Below are 18,114 nucleotides of genomic sequence, written 5' to 3'. Positions count from 1 at the left end.
GAAAGGAACGAGGGGGTTGAGTCGTTGCAGGATGTAGAGACGCAACACTTTGCGTCTTCCCGTTGCTGATGTTGTTATGACCGTACGTTACAGGTCGTTCTGAATTCGAGACGCGAAGTGTCGCGTCTCTATATCGTTCTAGCCTCAACAAGCGAGATGCTTCCTGCGCCAGCAGGACGCGCGCTAATGACTTTCAGAACTAGACTACTGCCGTTTCAATCGGCTGGGCTACCGTGGCGAAGCCGAAGTACTCCTTGGCGTTACCGTAGCAGATGTTCTGGATGATGCCGCCCAGCAGCTCCATATCTGCGGGCAGTTCGCCATTTTCCACGTCGGTGCCGAAGAGGTTGCAGAGCACGCGGCGGAAATACTCGTGGCGGGGGTAAGACAGGAAGGAGCGGGAATCGGTGAGCATGCCCACGAAACGGCTCAGCAGGCCCATGTTGCTTAAGGCGTTGATCTGCTTTTCCATGCCGTCCTTCTGATCCAGGAACCACCAGCCCGAGCCGAACTGCACCTTGCCGGCCACGGAGCCATCGTTGAAGTTACCAATCATGGTAGCAATCAGCTCGTTGTCGGCGGGGTTCAAGTTGTAGATGATGGTTTTGGCCAGCTTGTCCTGCCCGTCGAGGCGGTTGAGGAAGCTGGACAGGGCGCGGCCCTGGGCAAAGTCGCCGATGGAGTCCCAGCCGGTGTCGGGGCCCAGTTCGCGCAGCATGCGGGAGTTGTTGTTGCGCAGGGCGCCGAGGTGGAACTGCTGGGTCCAGCCTTTCTCCCAGTCCATTTCGGCCAGCAGCACCAGCATGGCCGATTTAAATTTCAGCACTTCCTGCTCACCTAGCGTCTCTCCTCCCCGCACCTTGGCGAAGATGGCGCTGATTTCGGCGTCGGTGTAGTCAGCGGCGTAAATCTGCTCCAAGCCGTGGTCCGATAAGCGGCAACCTAAGGCCGCGAAGTAGTCGTGGCGCAGGCGCAGGGCCGTTTCCAGGTCCTGGAAGGTCTGAATGTCCACGGCCGCCGATTGGCCCAGCTTGTCGAGGTAGGCGTTGTAGGCAGCCGCGTCTTCCGGGGTCATGGCCTTGTCGGGGCGGAAGGTGGGTAGCACCTGCACCTCAAAGCCGCTTTCCCGGATGGCGCGGTGGTGCTCCAGGGAGTCGGCCGGGTCGTCGGTGGTGCAGAGGGTTTCCACGTTCATGCGGCGCAGAAGGTTGCGCACTGAGTACTCAGGCGTCTGCAGCTTCTCATTGCACTGGTCGAAGATGCGGCGGGCGCTTTCTTTATTCAGCAGCTCCGTGATGCCGAAGTAGCGCTGTAGCTCCAGGTGGGTCCAGTGGTAGAGCGGGTTGCGCACGGTTTGGGGCACGGTTTCGGCCCATTTCTCAAACTTCTCCCAGTCGGAAGCGTCGCCAGTGATGTAGCGTTCCGGAATGCCGTTGGCCCGCATGGCGCGCCACTTATAATGGTCGCCGTAAAGCCAGATCTGGGTGATATTCTCGAACTGCTTGTCCTCCGAAATCTGGTCGGGCAGCAAGTGGTTGTGGTAGTCGATGATGGGCATCTGCTTGGCATACTCGTGGTAGAGCGTGCTGGCCGTGGCCGTTTGCAGCAGAAAATCGTCGTTGAGAAAGGGCTTCATAGTCAACTCGAATGAAGTGGGCGGTACCCGCAGAATAGTGGGTGGCGGGATAGGTAAAGGTATTCGGACTGGAACCAGAACAGACCGTTTTTGGCGGCAGCAGACAAGTTTTTCTACGCAAACGATGCCGGTCGGCAAGGAGTAGGTTGGGGTAATTGCCTGGCTGTATAGACGCGAAACTTCGCGTCTCGTCGTTGCTGAGGTTGTTTAAGGAGCGCGGTCCTAGTTGTTCTGACGCCGAGACGCGAAGTGTCGCGTCTCTACAGTCGTTCTGGTATCAGCACGCAAGATGCTTCGCTGCGCTCTGCATGACGTTCTGGGTTATGGGGTTCCGTCCTACGGTCTGGTTTACAGCGAAACGCCGCGTTTCCAGGGGATGAAATCGGTTTGGCCGTGGCGCACGGCGGCTACCTCTTCCCCGCTGGCCACGCGGATGACGTAGTCGAGAATACGCTCACCAGCTTGCTCAATGGTTTCTTCGCCGTCGATGACGGTGCCGGTGTTCAGGTCGATGATGTCGGGCATGCGCCGGGCCAGGGCCGTGTTGCTGGAAATCTTCACCACCGGGGCAATGGGGTTGCCGGTGGGCGTGCCCAGGCCCGTGGTAAACAGCACCACGGTAGCGCCCGAGCCTACTTCCGCCGTCGTCGATTCCACATCGTTGCCGGGGGTGCAGAGTAAGTTCAGGCCGGGTTTGGTGACCAGCTCGGGGTAGTCGAGCACGGCTACTACCGGCGAGGAACCGCCCTTGCGGGCCGCCCCGGCCGATTTCATGGCGTCAGTAATCAGCCCGTCGCGGATGTTGCCGGGCGAGGGGTTCATGTCGAAGCCGGAACCCACGGCCACGGCGGAGTCGCCGTAGGCTTTCATCAGGGAGCTGAAGCGTTCAGCCGTGGCGGTGTCCACGGAGCGGTCTACCAACTCCTGCTCTACCCCGCACAGCTCCGGGAACTCCGCTAGGATAACCGAGCCGCCCAGAGCCACCAGCAAATCCGAGACGTGGCCCACGGCCGGATTGGCCGAAATACCCGAGAAGCCATCGGAGCCGCCGCACTCCAGCCCAATGCACAGCTTGCTGAGCGGGGCCGGCTGGCGGGTTACCTGATTGGCCATCATCAGGCCGGCAAACGTCTGGCGCAGGGCGGTACTCACCAGGGCTTCCTCGGTGCCAATTTTCTGCTGCTCCAGGATGTAAAGCGGCTTCTGGAAGTTGGGGCTGCGCTTATTGATTTCGTCCTGCAGCATGCTCACCTGCGCATTCTGGCAGCCCAGGCTCAAGACCGTAGCACCGGCTACGTTGGGATGGGTGATGTAGCCGGCCAGCAGCCCGCACAGGGTTTGGGCATCCTGACGGATACCGCCGCAGCCGCCCTCATGGCTCAGGAACCGGATGCCATCCACGTTGGGGAACAGCCGGGGCTTCTGGTGGCCATTTTCCGCCGAATGCAGGTCCGTGGCCAGAATTTCCTCTACCGACTTACCGGCCTGCAGCAGCGAAATCAGCTCCTGGGTTTGGGGCTGGTAGCTTTTGCGGCGGGCGTAGCCCAGGTCATTCACCAGGGCTTCTTCCAGCACCTGAATGTTGCGATTTTCGCAGAACACCAGCGGAATTACCAGCCAGTAGTTGGCCGTGCCCACCTGGCCATCGGGGCGGTGGAAACCCATAAAGGTGCGCTCCTGCCACTTGGTTACGTCGGGGGCCTGCCAGTCCTGGCGGCGCTGGTGGTGCTCGTCGTAGCTGTCGGTGGCGTGCTTGATGTTGCTGGTGGTCAGCAGGCCGCCTACCCCAATGGCCTCGCGGGCCGTGCCCACCAGCACCCCGTACATGTGCACCGGGTCGCCGGGAGCCAGGAACTGCAGGGCCAGCTTGTGCTTGGCCGGAATCTTATCGGTAGTCGTGACGGTGGTGCCGTCCCAGGTGACGGGCGTGCCGATGGGCAGGTCCGTGAGGGCCACGAGCACGTTATCGTCGGGGTGAATTTTGGCTACCAGGTGTTTCATGGTTCAGAGTATTTAGAACAGGTAGAGACGCGACACTTCGCGTCTCATCGGCTGCGCTATTCAACGGTGTCATCCAAGCTTACCGTTCAACGACGAGACGCGAAGTGTCGCGTCTCTACCTTAGCTAACCGCTAATTCCCGGTTCAGGGCGTGGGCTACGGTAGCGCGGGCACCGTGTTCGAGCAGGGTTGAGAGGTAGCGCGTGACGCACTCCGCGAAGCCGGGCAGGGCCGAGAGGTCGTGGCCCCAAAGCGCCTGGTTGTGCAACACGGTGCGGACAAGGTCGGCGGGCCCCAGCCGGGCCCAGAGGTCGGCGAAATAGCCGGCTTTTTCGTCCTGAATTTCATAGGCTTGGCCGTTCAGCTCGCCGTAGCACTTGCCTCCCTCCTGCCGGGTTGCCCGCATGAAGAGCAGGTAGGCGGCAAAGCCCAGGGCCATGTAGTGCGGTACGGCGTGCAGCTTCTGGTAGTAGTGCAGCAGCGTGGGCACGTTGCGCATCTGCATCTTGGCCGTGTAGTTCATCGAAATCGACAGCCACTTGTGCTCAATGGAGGGGTTGCGGAACCGGTCCAGCACCTGCATGCCGAAGCGCTGGCCCATTTTTTCATCCACGGGGTAAGGAATGCCGGGCAGCAGATCGGCCAGCATCAGGTTGTGAATGAAGCCGGCCAGGTTGGCGTCGTCCATGGCCTCGCGCACCGTCGGGAAACCCGCCAGAAAGGCCAGGCCGCAGCTCAGGGTGTGGGTACCATTAAGCAGGCGCAGCTTCAATTCCCGGAACAGGTTGATGTCGGGCTGGACGATAACGCCGGCGTCGGCCCGCTCGAAACTCAGGATTTCCTTTACCCGCGCGTCGCCCTCAATGGCCCACAGCGTGTACACTTCCGACATGGTCAGCAGCTCGTCCGCGTAGCCCAGCTCGGCTTCCAGCGCTGCTTGCGTGGCCCGGTCGGGGCGGCCGGGCACAATACGGTCCACCAGGGAGTTGCATACCTGGTTGGCCGTTTCCAGCCAGTCGATGAACTCCGCGTCGAGGTTGTTGCGGTGGGCCTGCTCCAGCAGAATGGCTTCAAGCTTGGTGCCGTTGTCGGGAATCAGCTCGGTGGGCACAATCACGAGGCCCTTGTCCTTGGCGCCGTTGAACGCCTGGTAGCGGGCCAGCAGAAACGCCAGCAGCTTGCCGGGAAACGACTGGGGCGGGCTCTGGCTGATGTCGTCGGACACGAGTTGAATGCCTACTTCCGTGGTGTTCGAAATAACCACCGTCAGCTCCGGGTTGGCGGCGCAGGCCACAATGTCGGCCCACTGGCTTTTGGCCGACAGCACCCGGCTGATGGCCGAGCACACCACGTTTTCCGCTACCTCGCGGCCGTCTTCAATACCCCGAATGCCGAGGGTGTAGAGGCCGTCCTGGCGGGTGAAGGCGTCGATGTCGCCGCCGTCGGTGCTCTTCACCACCACAATGCGGCCGTTGAAGATGCCCTGGCGGTTGGCTTTATCGATGAGGTAGTCGGGCAGGCCGCGCAGCAGCACGCCGGTACCAAATTGGAGGACTTTTTCGGGGAGTTCCAGCAGGGCGGGCGAGGGCAACGCCACGGTTGCCGGGGGCGCCTGGGAAACCAGTTGTTGGGATAAGTGCGGCATGGTCAGGACCGTTATTATGGTTTGCTGCCCGGGGCGGGCGTAGCGTTGCTATTGAGTTTCTGCTGCCAGCGGGGGTAGTCGCGGCTGAGCAGTTTGGCGGGCCACACGCCGGCATACGCGTAGCCGGTGCGACGCTCGTATTCGATGTCGGAGAGCTTGGGCCGGGGCTTGGAGTCGCGGCCGACGTAGATGGGCTGGTTGGTTTGCAGGTCGTAGAAGCGGGCCCAGATGGTAGCGCCGGCTTCGGGCAGAATCACCCGGTCGAAGCCCTTGGGCTGTTTGGGGTCGGGCTGGTCCTTAATGGTGTAGCCCGTGATTTTCACCGCGTCGAGCCAGGCGACGGCCGCATCCACGCTTTTCTTGATAGCGGGGGTAGGATTTTCAGTGTCCATCAGAAACTGCACGATGTACACGGTTTCCATGCCGCTCAGGGAGGGCAGCTCAAAGGCGCGGGCTTTTACGGGCTGAAAGGTTTTCTCGTCATGCTGGGCGCACCAGGCCGTGAGCTTGCCCTTCTGCACGTACTGGGTTTTCAGGATGCAGGCAATGCCGCGGGCCACGGCCTGGGTAGCGGGCTCCACCAGACTGGCATCAACTACGTCCAGGCCATTGGTGCGGCGGCTCACGTCGCGGAGCACCTGCAGGGCCCGCACCATGGCGTTGTCGTTGTAGGTGATGTAGTGGCGGTAGCTGCTGGAATCGGGGTAGTACTGCGGGAAACCGCCGGTGCGCTGCTGCATGCGGAGCAGGTAGCGGATGCCTTTTTCGGCGGCGGCTTTGTAGGCCGCGTTGCCGGTGGCTTTGTAGGCGCCGGCCAGGTAGCGAATCTCGCGGGTGGTTGCCTCGTTGTCGATGGTGGCGTCGTTGCGGCCGGCATCGTCGCGGGTGGCCGCTTCTTCGGCTACCGTCATCGGGTGGTCGTACTTCACCTTGATGTTGTTCACCATCTTGGGCCAGCCGCCTACCGTGCGCTGATACAGCATCATGCGTTCCGCCACCGAATCAACCTTCACGGCGGCAACGGGGGTAGCACCGCCGACCGAAGCCGTGGCCGTAGCATCTGCGGATTTGGCTGCTGGCTTGGGCGCCGTCGAGTACTTGTCGGGGCCGCCGAGGTTGGAGGGCTTCAGCGGCACCGTGGCCGGCCGGCCCGACTTCGGGTACCAGCGCCCGCCAAAAGTCCAGTCGGCGTTGATGTTGCGGGCTTTCGGGGCGTTTTTGGCCGAGCTGAGGTTGTTGCTGAACCAGACGTAGTCGCCGCCTTTGCGGTGGTTGTTGTGGTAGTACACGCGGCGGCCCCACTGCTTGGCTCCGGGCCCCGACTGAGCCCAATAGATGTCGGCATCAGCCATGTTCTGCGCGAACGTGCAGTTCACCAAGTAAAACTGGGCCTCGCGGTGGAAGCGCCCCAGCTTGAAGCCAGCATCTCCCTCGAAAGAGCAGTTCTTGAGCACCGTTTTGGAGTCCTCGTCGCTGGAGCCGTCGTGCCAGATGGCGGCGTTGGGGTTGTGGCAGATGAAGCGGCAATTTTCGGCGTAGGCCCAGCCGCGGGGACAGTAGAAATCCACGCCGCCTTCCAGGGTACAGTCCTTGAAGTAGTACAGGCCCGCGTCCACATCCCAGGGGCTGACGGTGTCGCCGCCCAGGGCCCGGAAGGTGCAGTGCTTTACCACCAGGCGCGTGGTGCCGGGCATGGTGCGTAGGGCCATCTGGTGGCCGGTTTTGCTGATGGTTTTCTTGCCGCTGGGCTCCGTGGGGCAGTCGATTACTACCTCCCCGGGGCATCAAAGCCGTAGCTGTTGATGACCGTGAGGTTTTCTAGGGTGATGTCGGGGGAGTTGCGCAGGTTCAGTGTCGCCACGCCCCAGTCATCCTGGCCCGCTACTGGGTCGCAGCGCCAGGCGTCGCGGGCCTGGGCCGAGGTCAGGACCACGCCCTTTTCGCTCTGGCCCTTAAGGATGATATTTCGCTTGCCATCGAGAAAGACCTTTTCGCGGTAGGTGCCATTCTTGATGTACACCGTGCGCGGCTTGGTTGCCTCGTTGGGCAGGCTATTAATGGCGGCTTGGATGGTCCGGAAATTTCCCGAACCATCCGCCGACACCGTTACCTGCTGGGCCCGGGCCGATAAGATTCCCATTTCCCCAACCCCCGCCAGCAGGAACAGTATTGTCAGTAGTCGTTTCATAGTGCAGGGCACAAGCCGCCTCCGGTTACACAAAATCTTCCCGCATGGGGCTGAAGGAATCGAGCAGCACGCCCGCTTCCAGGCACTCCACGCCGTGCCACACGTTGGGGGCGGCGTAAAACGTGTCGCCGGCCCGTAGCACCCGCTCCTCCTCCCCTACCGTGCACCGGAACACGCCGCTTTCCACGTAGGTAATCTGGGAGTGCACGTGGTGGTGGCGCGCCCCAATTCCGCCCGCTTCAAAGGCCACTTTCACCAGCATCAGTTCGGGCCCATAGGCCAGGATCTGGCGCTGCACGCCGGGCCCCACCGTGAGCCAGGCAGGACGTGCAGTGGTAGGAAAGGCGGGGTTTAGCATGCCAAGTTGTGTAGTTGCAAGAGGTGGAGTTGTGCAGGATTAGGTAGCCAGGCCGTTACCCAGAAAGGCAATACAGAACCATGTCACAACTCCACCTTTCACCGGTTAGTAGCCGAAGTTTTGCTTAAGGGCGGGGTCAGAAGCCAGAGTGCTCTGCGGAATCGGGAGCAGTTCTCTGCCCTGGCCGGGTACGTACTCAGCGGCCAGGCCAGCGCCGGTGCTGGAGGCGGTAGTGGTGCCCAGGGTGTAAGAGGTACCGGCGGGCCGCAGGTTAGCCAAATAGGCGGCATCAAGGGCCTGGCGCCAGTTCACGCGTACCGTCCCGGTTGGGGCCGTAGCATTAGCGGGCGAAGGGCGATAGAACGAACGAGTCCACTGCACCGGGCCAGCGGCGGGCGTGCGGAAGTACATGTACTGGGGCACGTTCTGGTACGGAGCCTGGGCTCTGGCCAGCTTCTCAATGTCGGCCTTCACCTCGTTCATGCGGGTAGCAAACAGGTTCCACCGAATCAAATCGTACTTACGGATGCCTTCGCCCCCAAACTCCAGGTAACGCTCATTCACGATGGCGTTGAACAGCGCTTCTTTGGAGCCCATGTTCAGCCCAGCCATAGCCTTGGCGGCGGTGCCGAAGGCCCGGGTGCGTACTTGCAGCAGGGCATCTTTAGCCGCCTGGGTAGGACCGTTCAGCTCGTTTTCGGTTTCGGCAAACATTAGCACCACATCCGAGAAGCGAATGAGCGGCCAGTTGTAGCCTAGGTAGTTGCTGGAACCCGTCACGAGCGGAATGTGCCAGTCGCGGCGGAATTTGCCATCGGCCACCACGTTCAGGGCCACGCCCGAGAAGAAGGTGCTGGTGCTGGCCATGCCGTAGGGGGCAATGGTTACCGGCAGGCGGGTGTCCGTCGAGTCGAAGGCGTAGAAGTAGGTAGGCGCAATGACCATAGCACCCTGGCTGGAGCCGTAGGCACTATTGGCGTTCTGCAGGCGGGGGCCATTGTAGTAACCCAACTTACTATCAGATACCGAGTTAGAGCCACCGGCTCCTACCTGGAACATGATTTCATTGGCGGCCTCGGCGCGCTGCTCATTAATGCTTTTGAAAACTTCCAGGAAGCTCGGGTTGAGGCGATGCTCGGTGGGCTTGGCCATCAACTCAGCGCACTCCTGGCGAGCAATGCGGTAGTACTCCTGGTAGTCGGCGGGGCGCACCATCTGGTTGTCCTTCGGCGCATAGCCACCGCGGTACAGGGCCAGGCGGGCCCGCAGGGCCTTCACGGCGCCTTTGGTGATTCGCTCGTTGGCCGTGCCGGCGGCTGAGCGCCAGGGCACGAGCTTTTGGGCTTGGGCCAGATCGGCAATCAGGCGGGTGAGGGTTTCGTTGCGGTCGGCGTTGGGCAGGTTGAAGTTCTGACCCGATACCGAAGGCGTAAACTGCGCCGGCACGTCGCCCCAGTTGCGAATCAGCTCGAAGTAATACTGGGCCCGCAGGGTCAGGGCCTCGCCGTGCAGGCGGTGCAAAGCGGCCGTATCAGCGGCCGGGCCGCTGGTATAAAGCGCCATCTGCGGAATCTGCTGAATGCAGATGTTGGCGCGTTCCACGCCCTGGTACAGTTGGTTCCAGGGGTTGGTAATTTCGGTGTTGGTAGACTGGGCTTTGTAGCGGGCAATGCTGCGGCGCTGCCCGTCGGGGGCGCCCGGTGAGCCAATCATTTCATCGGTATCCACGGAGTAGTATAGGCTGATGCGCTGTCCGTAGCCATTGTCGCCCGAGAGCGGGTCGTAGGCTCCGATAACGGCCGTGGTAGCGCCGGCCACCGTGCTGAACACGTAGGAAGTGGTGTTCAGCGCTACGGGCTCTACATCCAGAAAGTCTTTGCAGGAGGATACCAGCCCGGCGGTTCCGGCCAGCGCCACGGCAGCCACGGCAGTCCGGAAGGGGAAGATGGATTTCATATGCAAAATGTCGAAAAGCAGTGGGTGGGAAGGTTACAGGGCCAGATTCACGCCGAACAAGAAGGCGCGGCTGCGCGGGTAGGCGGCGTAATCAACGCCGGGCGTGAGCGGCGAGGAGCGGCGGGTGTTCACCTCGGGGTCGTAGCCGGTGTACTTGGTGAAGGTGTACGCGTTGTTCAGGGTCACGTAGAAACGAGCCTGGGTTAGCTTCACGCGCTGAATCAGGGGTTTGGGCAAGGAATAGCCAAACGTTACGTTGTTCACGCGCAGGAACGAGCCGCTTTCCACGGCCCAGGAGTGCAGGAAGTAGCGCTGGGTAGGCGTCCAGATGGTAGCATTCCGGTTTACCTCGCGCAGGGTGTTGATATCCGTAATCCGGCTACCATCGGCGTTGATGGTGCGGTAGCGGTCCTCCATAATGCCCAGCACGTTGCTGTACACTGTGTTGGGCGTGTTCGAGGTGAACTCAATCTTGTTGGCGTTGTACACATCGTTGCCCAGCACGAAGTTCAGGAAGATGCTGGCATCGAAGTTCTTAAAGGTGAACTGCTGGTTGAGGCCGCCCGTTACCTTCGGGTTGGCATTACCAATAATGGTCTGGTCTAGGTCATTCACCACGCCATCCTTGTTAAGGTCCTTCAGCTTGATAACGCCGGGCTGGGCCACCTGCCCCACCGCCGTACCCGAGGGTAGCAGGCCTTGCTTGGGAATCCAGAGGTTGGTAGCTGCATTGTAGCCCTCAAAGTCGTCGGCCGTGTAGAAACCGTCCGTCACGTAGCCGTACATCTCGCCCACCGGACGCCCTACCTGCGCCTTGAAATCGGCGGCGGAGGCAAAGTTGGAGCCGGCCCAACCCGAGTTGATCGGGTAATTTCCTGCAAGTCGCCGCCCAGGCTTTCAATGCGGCCGCGGTTCATGGAGGCGTTGGCGGTGGCCGTCCAAGTAAAGTTAGGCTTGTTGAAAATGGTACCCGTTAGCTGAAGCTCAATGCCCTTGTTCGAGGTTTTGCCTACGTTCTGGAGCTGGCTGAGGTAGCCCAAGAAGGGTGGGATAGGCACGTTAATAAGCAGGTCGGTGGTCGTGTTGTAGTACACGTCGCCGGTGAACTGCACGCGGTTGTCCCACAGGGCCAGGTCAACGCCCAGGTCGCGGGAAGTGGTTACTTCCCACTTCAACCGCTCATTGCCCAGCGTGGTAGCCGAAGAACCCAGCACCTGGGCGTGGTTGAGGAAGTAAGGCGCACTACCAGCAGTAAAGAGCTGGTCATAGAGGAAGTCGCCGATGCGGTTGTTGCCGGCCTGGCCGTAGCTCAGGCGCAGCTTCAGGTCCGATACGGCCGGTACTCCCGTGAAGAAGTTTTCCTTGGAAATACGCCACGCCGCCGAAGCGCCGGGGAAGAAGCCCCAACGGTTGCCTTCCCTGAACTTGGAGGAGCCATCGGCCCGGAACGTGCCCGTAAACAGGTACTTATCGTCGAAGGAGTAGGTGAGGCGACCAAAGCCCGAGAGCAACCGGAAGTTCTGCGGAATATCGGTGCGGGGCAGCACGGGCTGGGCCGTAACGCCGGTGGGTAGTACGCCCTGGTTGATGTTGGCCCAGGCCCGCTCGGCGGTAATATCCAGGGGTAGGTAGTTGGTTTGGATGTACTGCAGCTTGTTGCGCTGCTGATACACCTCTTCACCCACCAGCAGGCCCACCGCGTGCTTGCCTTTGGTGAAGCTGTAATCCAGCACGTTCGAGTTATTAATCGTCGACTGGTTGGTGGTGGTGATGGTAGCAAATGGCAGCTCGTTGTAGCCACCGGCCGGCTGGCGCAGGGTAGGCGAATTACGGCCGTTGAAGGTGCTTAGGTCGGCATTCGTGATGTCAAAACCCGCCGTGGTCCGGAACACCAGGCCTTTGGCCAGGGTCAGGTCGGCATTGGCGCCCACGTTGAAGGTGCGGCGCTTGTCCTCCCGGAACTCGCTGTCGATGGCCACAATGGGGTTTACCAGCGAAGACGTCGTGAAGAAGTCGGGGTCGAAGGCGTTGGGGTCGAGCAGAACGCCCGTGCTACGCGGCACCGATAGCGGCAGGTACTGCACGGCATTGCGCAAGCGGGAGGTGGTGTTCGAGCCGGTGGTAGAAGTGCCGGCTCCGTTCACTTCCTGGTCGTTGAAGCGCATGTTCAGGCCGATGCGCAGCTTATCCGTGGGCTTGGTGTCGAAACGGAAGTTCACCAGGTTGCGGACAAAGCCCGAACCGCGCTGAATGCCGTCTTCGTCGTTGCGGGTCAGGCTCAGGGCATACGTGGTGCCTTTCACCCCACCCGACACCGAGAGGTTGTGAGTTTGCTGGAAGGCGTCGCGCCCGAAAGCCTCGTCCTGCCAGTCCAGGAAGGGTGAGTTGCGGGCCCGCGACAAGGTGTCGCTGAGGTAGTTGGAGCTGCCGAACAGGCGGCGGTAGGTTTCCAGGCTGCCGCTGCCGGTAGCGCCTACCTGCTGGGAGCGTTCAAACTGGTAGTCGAGGTAGTCGGCCGGGCCCAGCACGTCCAGCTTCTTGGCAATGCGGCGGAAGCCAGCGAAGCCATTGTAGCTGATAACCGTTTTGCCCTCGATGCCTTTTTTGGTCGTAATAATCACTACCCCGTTGGCACCGCGGGCCCCGTAGATGGCCGTGGCGGAAGCGTCCTTTAGCACGTCAACGGAGGCAATATCCTGGGGCGCAATAACGGACAGGGCGTTTTCAATCTGGATGCCATCCACCACGTAGAGCGGGGAGTTGTCCTGGGTGATGGAGCCGCCGCCCCGCACCCGCACCCGCACATCGAGGTTGCCGGGCGTGCCCTCCGAGGAAGTCAGCTGCACGCCGGCCAAGCGGCCCGTCAGGGCTTCAGCAGCGGAGTTTACCGGAATATCTTTGATCTGCTGGGCGCTTACTGACGACACCGAACCCGTTACGTCGCGGCGCTGCACGGCCTGGTAGCCGATTACTACTACGTCATCCAGGGTCTGGCTGTCCTCTTTCAAGGTCACGCTTACCTCAGTGCGGCTACCTACGGCCACCTCAAAAGGCAGGAAGCCGATGTAGCTGAAGCGCAGGGTAGCATTGGCCGGCACGTTCAGGCTGAAGCGGCCTTCCCCGTCGGTAGAAGCGCCGGCCGTGGTGCCTTTCACGACTACCGTTACACCCGGCAGGGCCTCGCCCTTTTCCGACTTAACGACGCCCTGCACGCGCTGCTGCTGCGCCCAGGCCGGTGCCGCCGCCGCTAGCAGCGGAGTCAGCAACAGTAGATTTCTTTTCATGACGTAGAGTGTGGGAATTATGTGGGATGTAGCGCCAGTTAGCGCAAATCGGTAATGGGCGCGGGGTCCATGTCGGTGTATTCTTGGTTTTCGCCGCCCATGCCCCAGATGAAGGTGTAGCCGGCGGTGCCGCAGCCCGAGTGAATGGACCAGGGCGGGGAAAGGATGGCCTGCCCCTCGCCTACCCACAGGTGGCGGGTTTCCTGGGGCTGGCCCATGAGGTGGAGCACGCGCTGGCCCTCCGGCAAATCGAAGTAGAGGTAGGCCTCCATGCGCCGGTCGTGGGTGTGGGCCGGCATGGTGTTCCACACGCTGCCGGGGTGGAGTTGGGTGAGGCCCATCACCAGCTGGCAGCTCTGAATGCCCTCGTTGTAGATGTACTTATAAATGGTGCGTTGATTGGCCGTTTCCAGGGCGCCCAGGGTTACCGGCGTGGCTTCGGCCTGGGTGAGGCGGGCAGTGGGGTAGGCGGCGTGCGCGGGCGTGGAGAGCAGGTAAAACTTAGCCGGCTGGCTGGCGTCCTGGCTGGCGAAGATTACCTCGCGGGCATCCTTGCCCACGTACAGGCAGTCCTGGCGGCCCAGCTCGTAGGCGGTGCCATCCACAGTCACGGTGCCGGCGGCCCCGGTATTCAGCACGCCCAGCTCCCGGCGCTGCAGGAAAAACTCGGCCTTCAGGTTCTCGGGACAGGGTAGCGCAATCGGCTCAGCGGTGGGTACTACACCGCCCACGATCATGCGGTCATAATGCGTGTACACTAGCTGAATTTCGCCGGGCACAAATAGGTTTTCCAGCAGGAAATTCTCGCGCAGCTCGGCGGTGGACATAGCAGCTGTTTCGCGGGGCCCGATGGCGTAGTACTGGCGCATTTTCAGTGGTGAAATGGTGAGATGATGAGTAGTGAAATGGTGAGTGGTGAGATGGAATAGTGAGGCGGCTGGAACGACAACTCATCATTTCACCATCTCACTAGTTCACCTTTACCTGCCCATCCAGCCGCCATCGACGGTGAGGATGGTGCCGTGGATGTAGTCAGCGGCCGCAGAGGCCAGGAAAACAGTGGGGCCTTTGAAGTCGTCGGGGGTGCCCCAGCGCCCGGCCGGAATGCGGCCCAGAATGCTCTGGCTGCGGTCGGGGTCCTGGCGCAGGGCCTGGGTGTTATCAGTAGCGATGTAGCCGGGAGCAATAGCATTCACGTTCACCCCGCGGCCGGCCCACTCGTTGGCCAAGGCCTTTACCAGCGAGCCAATAGCGCCCTTGCTGGCCGCGTAGCCCGGCACATTAATACCGCCTTGGAAGGTCAGTAGCGAGGCCGTAAAAATGATTTTGCCGCCACCCTGCTCCAGCATCCGGCCGCCCAAGGCGCGGGCCAAACGGAAGGGCGCATCCAGGTTGATAGCCAGCACGTTGTCCCACAGCTCGTCGGCGTGCTCAGCGGCCGGGGCCCGCTGAATAGTGCCGGCGTTGTTAATGAGAATGTCGATGCGCGGGAAGTCCTGCTGCACCTGGGCCAGGAAGGCGTCTACCTGCTCGCGCTGGCTGAAGTCGGCCTGGTAGGCGCGGAACTGCCGGCCCAGGGCCTGCACTTGCTGCTCCGTCTCGCTGCCGCTCCGGGCCAGGGAGGCCGAAACGCCAATGATGTCGGCCCCAGCTTCCGCCAGTCCCAGCGCCATGGCCTGCCCGATGCCTTTGTTGCAGCCCGTTACCAGCGCTACCTTACCAGACAAATCGAACGAAGTGGGACCCGACATATAGAGGAGAATGTTTGTAAACTTTTCGAAGAAATCCGGTGTACTTTTGAAACAGCCGGATGGCCGGCGGCATGATTAAGATTAAAAGATGCCTTTCCGAAAAGGAAGTATCTGGTCTTAATAATTTGCGCAAACGATGTCGGGAACGTTGCCAACTATCGCCTAGGGCAGGTAAAGCCGCCTTCTCCCGCCGTTATTCGGCCCAACATTCTGCTTACCTGCCTCCGCGCGTTCCTCCTACAATAGCCTCGGTTTTAGGACAAAAGTAAGTGCCCACTCTCCTACTCCCATCTTCCTACCGCTCACACCTGTGGAAACCTTTACCATCAAAGACATTGCCCGCGAGCTAGGCATTTCTACCTCCACGGTATCCCGGGCGCTGCGGGGGAGCTATGAAATTAACCCCGAAACCAAGCGGCTAGTAATGGAGTGCGCCGAGCGCCTCAACTACCGCCCCAACCCCATTGCCCTGAGTTTGAAGGGTAGCGCCAGCCGGGCTATTGGCGTTATTCTGCCCCAAATTGCTAACTACTTTTTCTCCCAGGCCATTAATGGCATTGAGGCCATTGCCTACAATCGGGGCTACCACGTCATCATCTTTCAGAGCCAGGAATCCTACGAGCGGGAAATTGCCAACGTGCAGCAGGCCATGTCGAGGAAGGTGGATGGGTTGCTAATGTCGCTTTCCAGCGAAACCGCCAATGTGGCGCACTTGCAGGAAGTACTGGATAAGAATGTGCCCCTGGTTCTGTTCGACCGGGTTTCGGCCGAGTTGAACGTGACCAAAGTAGTGGCCGACAATTTCGGCGGAGCCTTTGCCGCCACCGAGCACCTGATTCAGTCGGGCCGCAAGCGGATTGCCCACCTGACTATTCAGCCCTGGCTGAGCATCACGCAGGAGCGCCTGGCCGGCTACCGCGCCGCCCTGGAAAAGTACGGCCTGGAGTTCGACGAAAGCCTGATGCGCTACGGTAGCTTCGGCCCCGATGAGGTAGGCCCCATGGTCGACGACCTGATGCGCCTGCCCGCCCCACCCGACGCGTTTTTCACCGCCTCCGACCGCCTGGCCGTCGGTTGCCTGCAGGCCCTGCGCCAACGCAACCTGCACATTCCCGAGGATGTGTCCTTGATTGGCTTCACCAACCTCAACGTCGCCGATCTGCTGGCCCCGCCCCTAAGCACGGTGGTGCAGCCGGCCCAGGAAATCGGGCAGCTAGCCGCCGAGCGCCTCATCGACCAGATTGAGCGTAAGCACCGCGCCCTGCCCGTTGAAACCGTAAAAATCCCCACGGAGCTGATTGTGCGCAGCTCCACGATGGTAGAAGTGGTGAAATTGTGAGGTGGTGAAATAGTGAGTTTGCTGTTCTGTCCTGGCGAGGAGGCACGATGCGGCCATTCGTCCTTCACGAAGTCTTACCCTTAGTAAATAGACAAGCCCTTGACGCTACCATACGTCAAGGGCTTGTCACATTATCAGGTGTCAGGCACAAGAGAGGAAGGATGGCCGCGCTTCGCTCGCCATGACAACTCACTCACTCACTCACTCACTCACTCACTCACTCACTCACTCACTTACAACCTCACTACTTGGCTTCCTCCACCCGAAACCAGTCCACGTCGGCGGTGCCGGCGTCGTTGGTTTTGCCGGGGCGGGTGCAGAACAAGCCTACTTTGGCCCCAATCCATTTGCCTTCCCGAGCCGTGAATTCGGTGCCCAGGGGCTGAAACTGCTCCCCATTGAGGCTGTAGCTGAACTGACACTTGGCGCCTTCCCGCACGGCTACGCGCAGGTAGAGGGGCTGCTTACTCGGCACGACAATGGGAGTCGTGGTGGTTTCGGGGGTAAGCTTATCGGCGTTTTGGCATACCGCCTGCGCTAGGTGGAGCTGGCCGGCTTTGCTCGTGAGCGTGAGGGCAGCGTAATCGAGTCCCATCATCACGAGGCCCACTTTTTCGCCCTCGAAGCGCGGGGTAAAGGTAAGCTTGGTGGTAACGATAAACTTCTCAGCGGGCAGCTTTTGCAGCAGCAGGTTAGGCACCTGCCACAGGTTCTGGTAGCCTTCTGGCAGTGGCACCGAGTACAGGCGCAGGAAGCCCGCACTGCCGTTGAGGAAGTGCCAGCCCGGCTGGGGGTTGGCGTGCCACTGCCACTGCAGGCCGAGGGTATTAGCGTCAAACTCGTCGGAGGTAGCGGGCGTAGCCAAAGGCTGGGGCTTGCCCTTCACGGCGGGCTTGCGGTACGTAAGCACGGGCTGGCCGGTGCCGTCCCCGTCGGGGTCCTCGCCGATAATGGGCCAGTCGTTTTTCCACTGCATGGGCTGCAGATGCACCACCCGCCCGTAGGCGCCCTGGTCCTGGAAATGCAGAAACCAGTCCTGCTTACCATCGGGCGTATCAACCCAGGCACCTTGGTGGGGGCCGTTGATGGGGGTGTTGCCCTGGGCTAGCACAATTCGGTCTTCGTAGGGCCCGAACACGTTTTTGGCGCGCAGCACCACCTGCCAGCCGGTGGCTACCCCGCCGCCGGGCGCGAAGATGTAATAGTAGCCGTGGCGCTTGTAGAACTTAGGCCCCTCAATGGTCGGGTGCTTGTCGTGCCCGTCGAACACCAGCACCTCGTCGCCGAGCAGGCTCAGGCCATCGGGGCTCATGCGGCTCACGGCCAGCACGCTCTTAAAGCCCGCGCGCGAGCCCGCAAACCCATGCACCAGGTAAGCCTGGCCGTCCTCATCCCAGAGCGGGCAGGGGTCAATCCAGCCCTTGGCTTCCTTGATGCACACGGGCGTGCTCCAGGGGCCGGCCGGATTCTTGGCCTTCGTGACGAACAGCCCCAAGTCCGGGTCGGGGTAGTAGATGTAGAACTCCTTGCGGTGGTAGCGGATGGCCGGGGCCCACACGCCGTTGCCGTGCTGGGGCAGGTTGTAGCGGGCAAGGGGCGGCTGTTGGGTGAAAACTGCACCAATAAGCGTCCAATTCACCAGGTCGCGGGAGTGCAGAATTTGCAGACCCGGCGCAGCATTGAAGCTGGAGGAAGTAAGGTAGTAATCCGGCCCCACCCGTACCACATCGGGGTCGGAGTAATCGGCGTAGAGCACCGGGTTTTTGTAGCTGCCATTACCCAAATCCGGCACCCACACCTTCGATAAGGAGGATTGAGCCGCGGAAGCCAGCGGCAACAGAACAAGCAGCAGTAGAGAAAGACGTACCAAGGGCTGTAAGGCTGAGCTCCGGCTCGGCGCACGAGCGGAGCGAGTATGGAACGTGAGCCAACGCGTGGCAGGCGCGTAGAGACTCGC

At 61.1% G+C, this 18,114-nt stretch carries 13 protein-coding genes; 1 reads left to right on the top strand and 12 read right to left on the bottom strand.

Annotated features, from left to right (window positions below; genetic code table 11):
- Positions 1 to 199 precede the first annotated feature (199 nt).
- The 11 genes from uxaC to kduD all read right to left on the bottom strand — a co-directional run bounded on the left by uxaC (position 200) and on the right by kduD (position 14,818).
- Entirely contained in the window at positions 200 to 1,636 is a 1,437-nt protein-coding gene (gene uxaC, locus MUN84_RS19235; protein ID WP_244695574.1) for a glucuronate isomerase, read from the bottom strand.
- Between the two features lie 348 nt (positions 1,637 to 1,984).
- Positions 1,985 to 3,637, bottom strand: coding sequence for a UxaA family hydrolase (locus tag MUN84_RS19230; protein WP_244695573.1), 1,653 nt, complete (start codon positions 3,635 to 3,637; stop codon positions 1,985 to 1,987).
- Between the two features lie 120 nt (positions 3,638 to 3,757).
- Positions 3,758 to 5,281 carry a tagaturonate reductase gene (locus MUN84_RS19225; RefSeq protein ID WP_244695572.1) on the bottom strand — a complete coding sequence of 508 codons (1,524 nt, stop codon included), beginning with the start codon at positions 5,279 to 5,281 and terminating at the stop codon, positions 3,758 to 3,760.
- A 14-nt stretch (positions 5,282 to 5,295) separates the two neighbouring features.
- Complete coding sequence (pelA, locus tag MUN84_RS19220) at positions 5,296 to 6,990, bottom strand: pectate lyase (RefSeq protein WP_244695571.1); 1,695 nt, start codon at positions 6,988 to 6,990, stop codon at positions 5,296 to 5,298.
- A gap of 59 nt (positions 6,991 to 7,049) precedes the next feature.
- A complete protein-coding gene (locus MUN84_RS19215; RefSeq protein ID WP_244695570.1) occupies positions 7,050 to 7,469 on the bottom strand; it encodes a pectinesterase family protein in 420 nt (139 codons plus the stop codon).
- A 25-nt stretch (positions 7,470 to 7,494) separates the two neighbouring features.
- The gene (locus tag MUN84_RS19210; RefSeq protein WP_244695569.1) at positions 7,495 to 7,827 is read right to left on the bottom strand and encodes a cupin domain-containing protein; all 333 of its coding nucleotides are present in this window, start codon (positions 7,825 to 7,827) and stop codon (positions 7,495 to 7,497) included.
- A gap of 105 nt (positions 7,828 to 7,932) precedes the next feature.
- On the bottom strand, positions 7,933 to 9,783 hold the full coding sequence (locus tag MUN84_RS19205) for a RagB/SusD family nutrient uptake outer membrane protein (protein WP_244695568.1): 1,851 nt from the start codon (positions 9,781 to 9,783) through the stop codon (positions 7,933 to 7,935).
- A gap of 33 nt (positions 9,784 to 9,816) precedes the next feature.
- The gene (locus MUN84_RS19200; RefSeq protein WP_244695567.1) at positions 9,817 to 10,578 is read right to left on the bottom strand and encodes a hypothetical protein; all 762 of its coding nucleotides are present in this window, start codon (positions 10,576 to 10,578) and stop codon (positions 9,817 to 9,819) included.
- An 8-nt stretch (positions 10,579 to 10,586) separates the two neighbouring features.
- Positions 10,587 to 13,067, bottom strand: coding sequence for a SusC/RagA family TonB-linked outer membrane protein (locus MUN84_RS19195; RefSeq protein ID WP_244695566.1), 2,481 nt, complete (start codon positions 13,065 to 13,067; stop codon positions 10,587 to 10,589).
- Between the two features lie 38 nt (positions 13,068 to 13,105).
- Positions 13,106 to 13,936: a 5-dehydro-4-deoxy-D-glucuronate isomerase gene (kduI, locus tag MUN84_RS19190; protein ID WP_244695565.1), complete on the bottom strand. Its 831-nt coding sequence runs from the start codon at positions 13,934 to 13,936 to the stop codon at positions 13,106 to 13,108.
- 111 nt (positions 13,937 to 14,047) lie between these two features.
- Positions 14,048 to 14,818 carry a 2-dehydro-3-deoxy-D-gluconate 5-dehydrogenase KduD gene (kduD, locus tag MUN84_RS19185; RefSeq protein WP_244695564.1) on the bottom strand — a complete coding sequence of 257 codons (771 nt, stop codon included), beginning with the start codon at positions 14,816 to 14,818 and terminating at the stop codon, positions 14,048 to 14,050.
- 310 nt (positions 14,819 to 15,128) lie between these two features.
- On the opposite strand from kduD, the gene MUN84_RS19180 reads away from it, so the two are divergent.
- Positions 15,129 to 16,157, top strand: a complete 1,029-nt coding sequence (locus MUN84_RS19180; protein ID WP_244695563.1) for a LacI family DNA-binding transcriptional regulator — start codon at positions 15,129 to 15,131, stop codon at positions 16,155 to 16,157.
- Between the two features lie 244 nt (positions 16,158 to 16,401).
- On the opposite strand, the gene MUN84_RS19175 is transcribed toward MUN84_RS19180, so the two are convergent.
- Complete coding sequence (locus tag MUN84_RS19175) at positions 16,402 to 18,027, bottom strand: glycoside hydrolase 43 family protein (protein ID WP_244695562.1); 1,626 nt, start codon at positions 18,025 to 18,027, stop codon at positions 16,402 to 16,404.
- Between the last annotated feature and the right edge of the window lie 87 nt (positions 18,028 to 18,114).

Origin of the sequence: Hymenobacter sp. 5516J-16 (assembly GCF_022919335.1) — a bacterium.
Lineage (GTDB): Bacteria > Bacteroidota > Bacteroidia > Cytophagales > Hymenobacteraceae > Hymenobacter > Hymenobacter sublimis.
The sequence above is the reverse complement of the archived record's forward strand: the minus strand, read 5'-3'. Positions and strand labels throughout refer to the sequence as shown.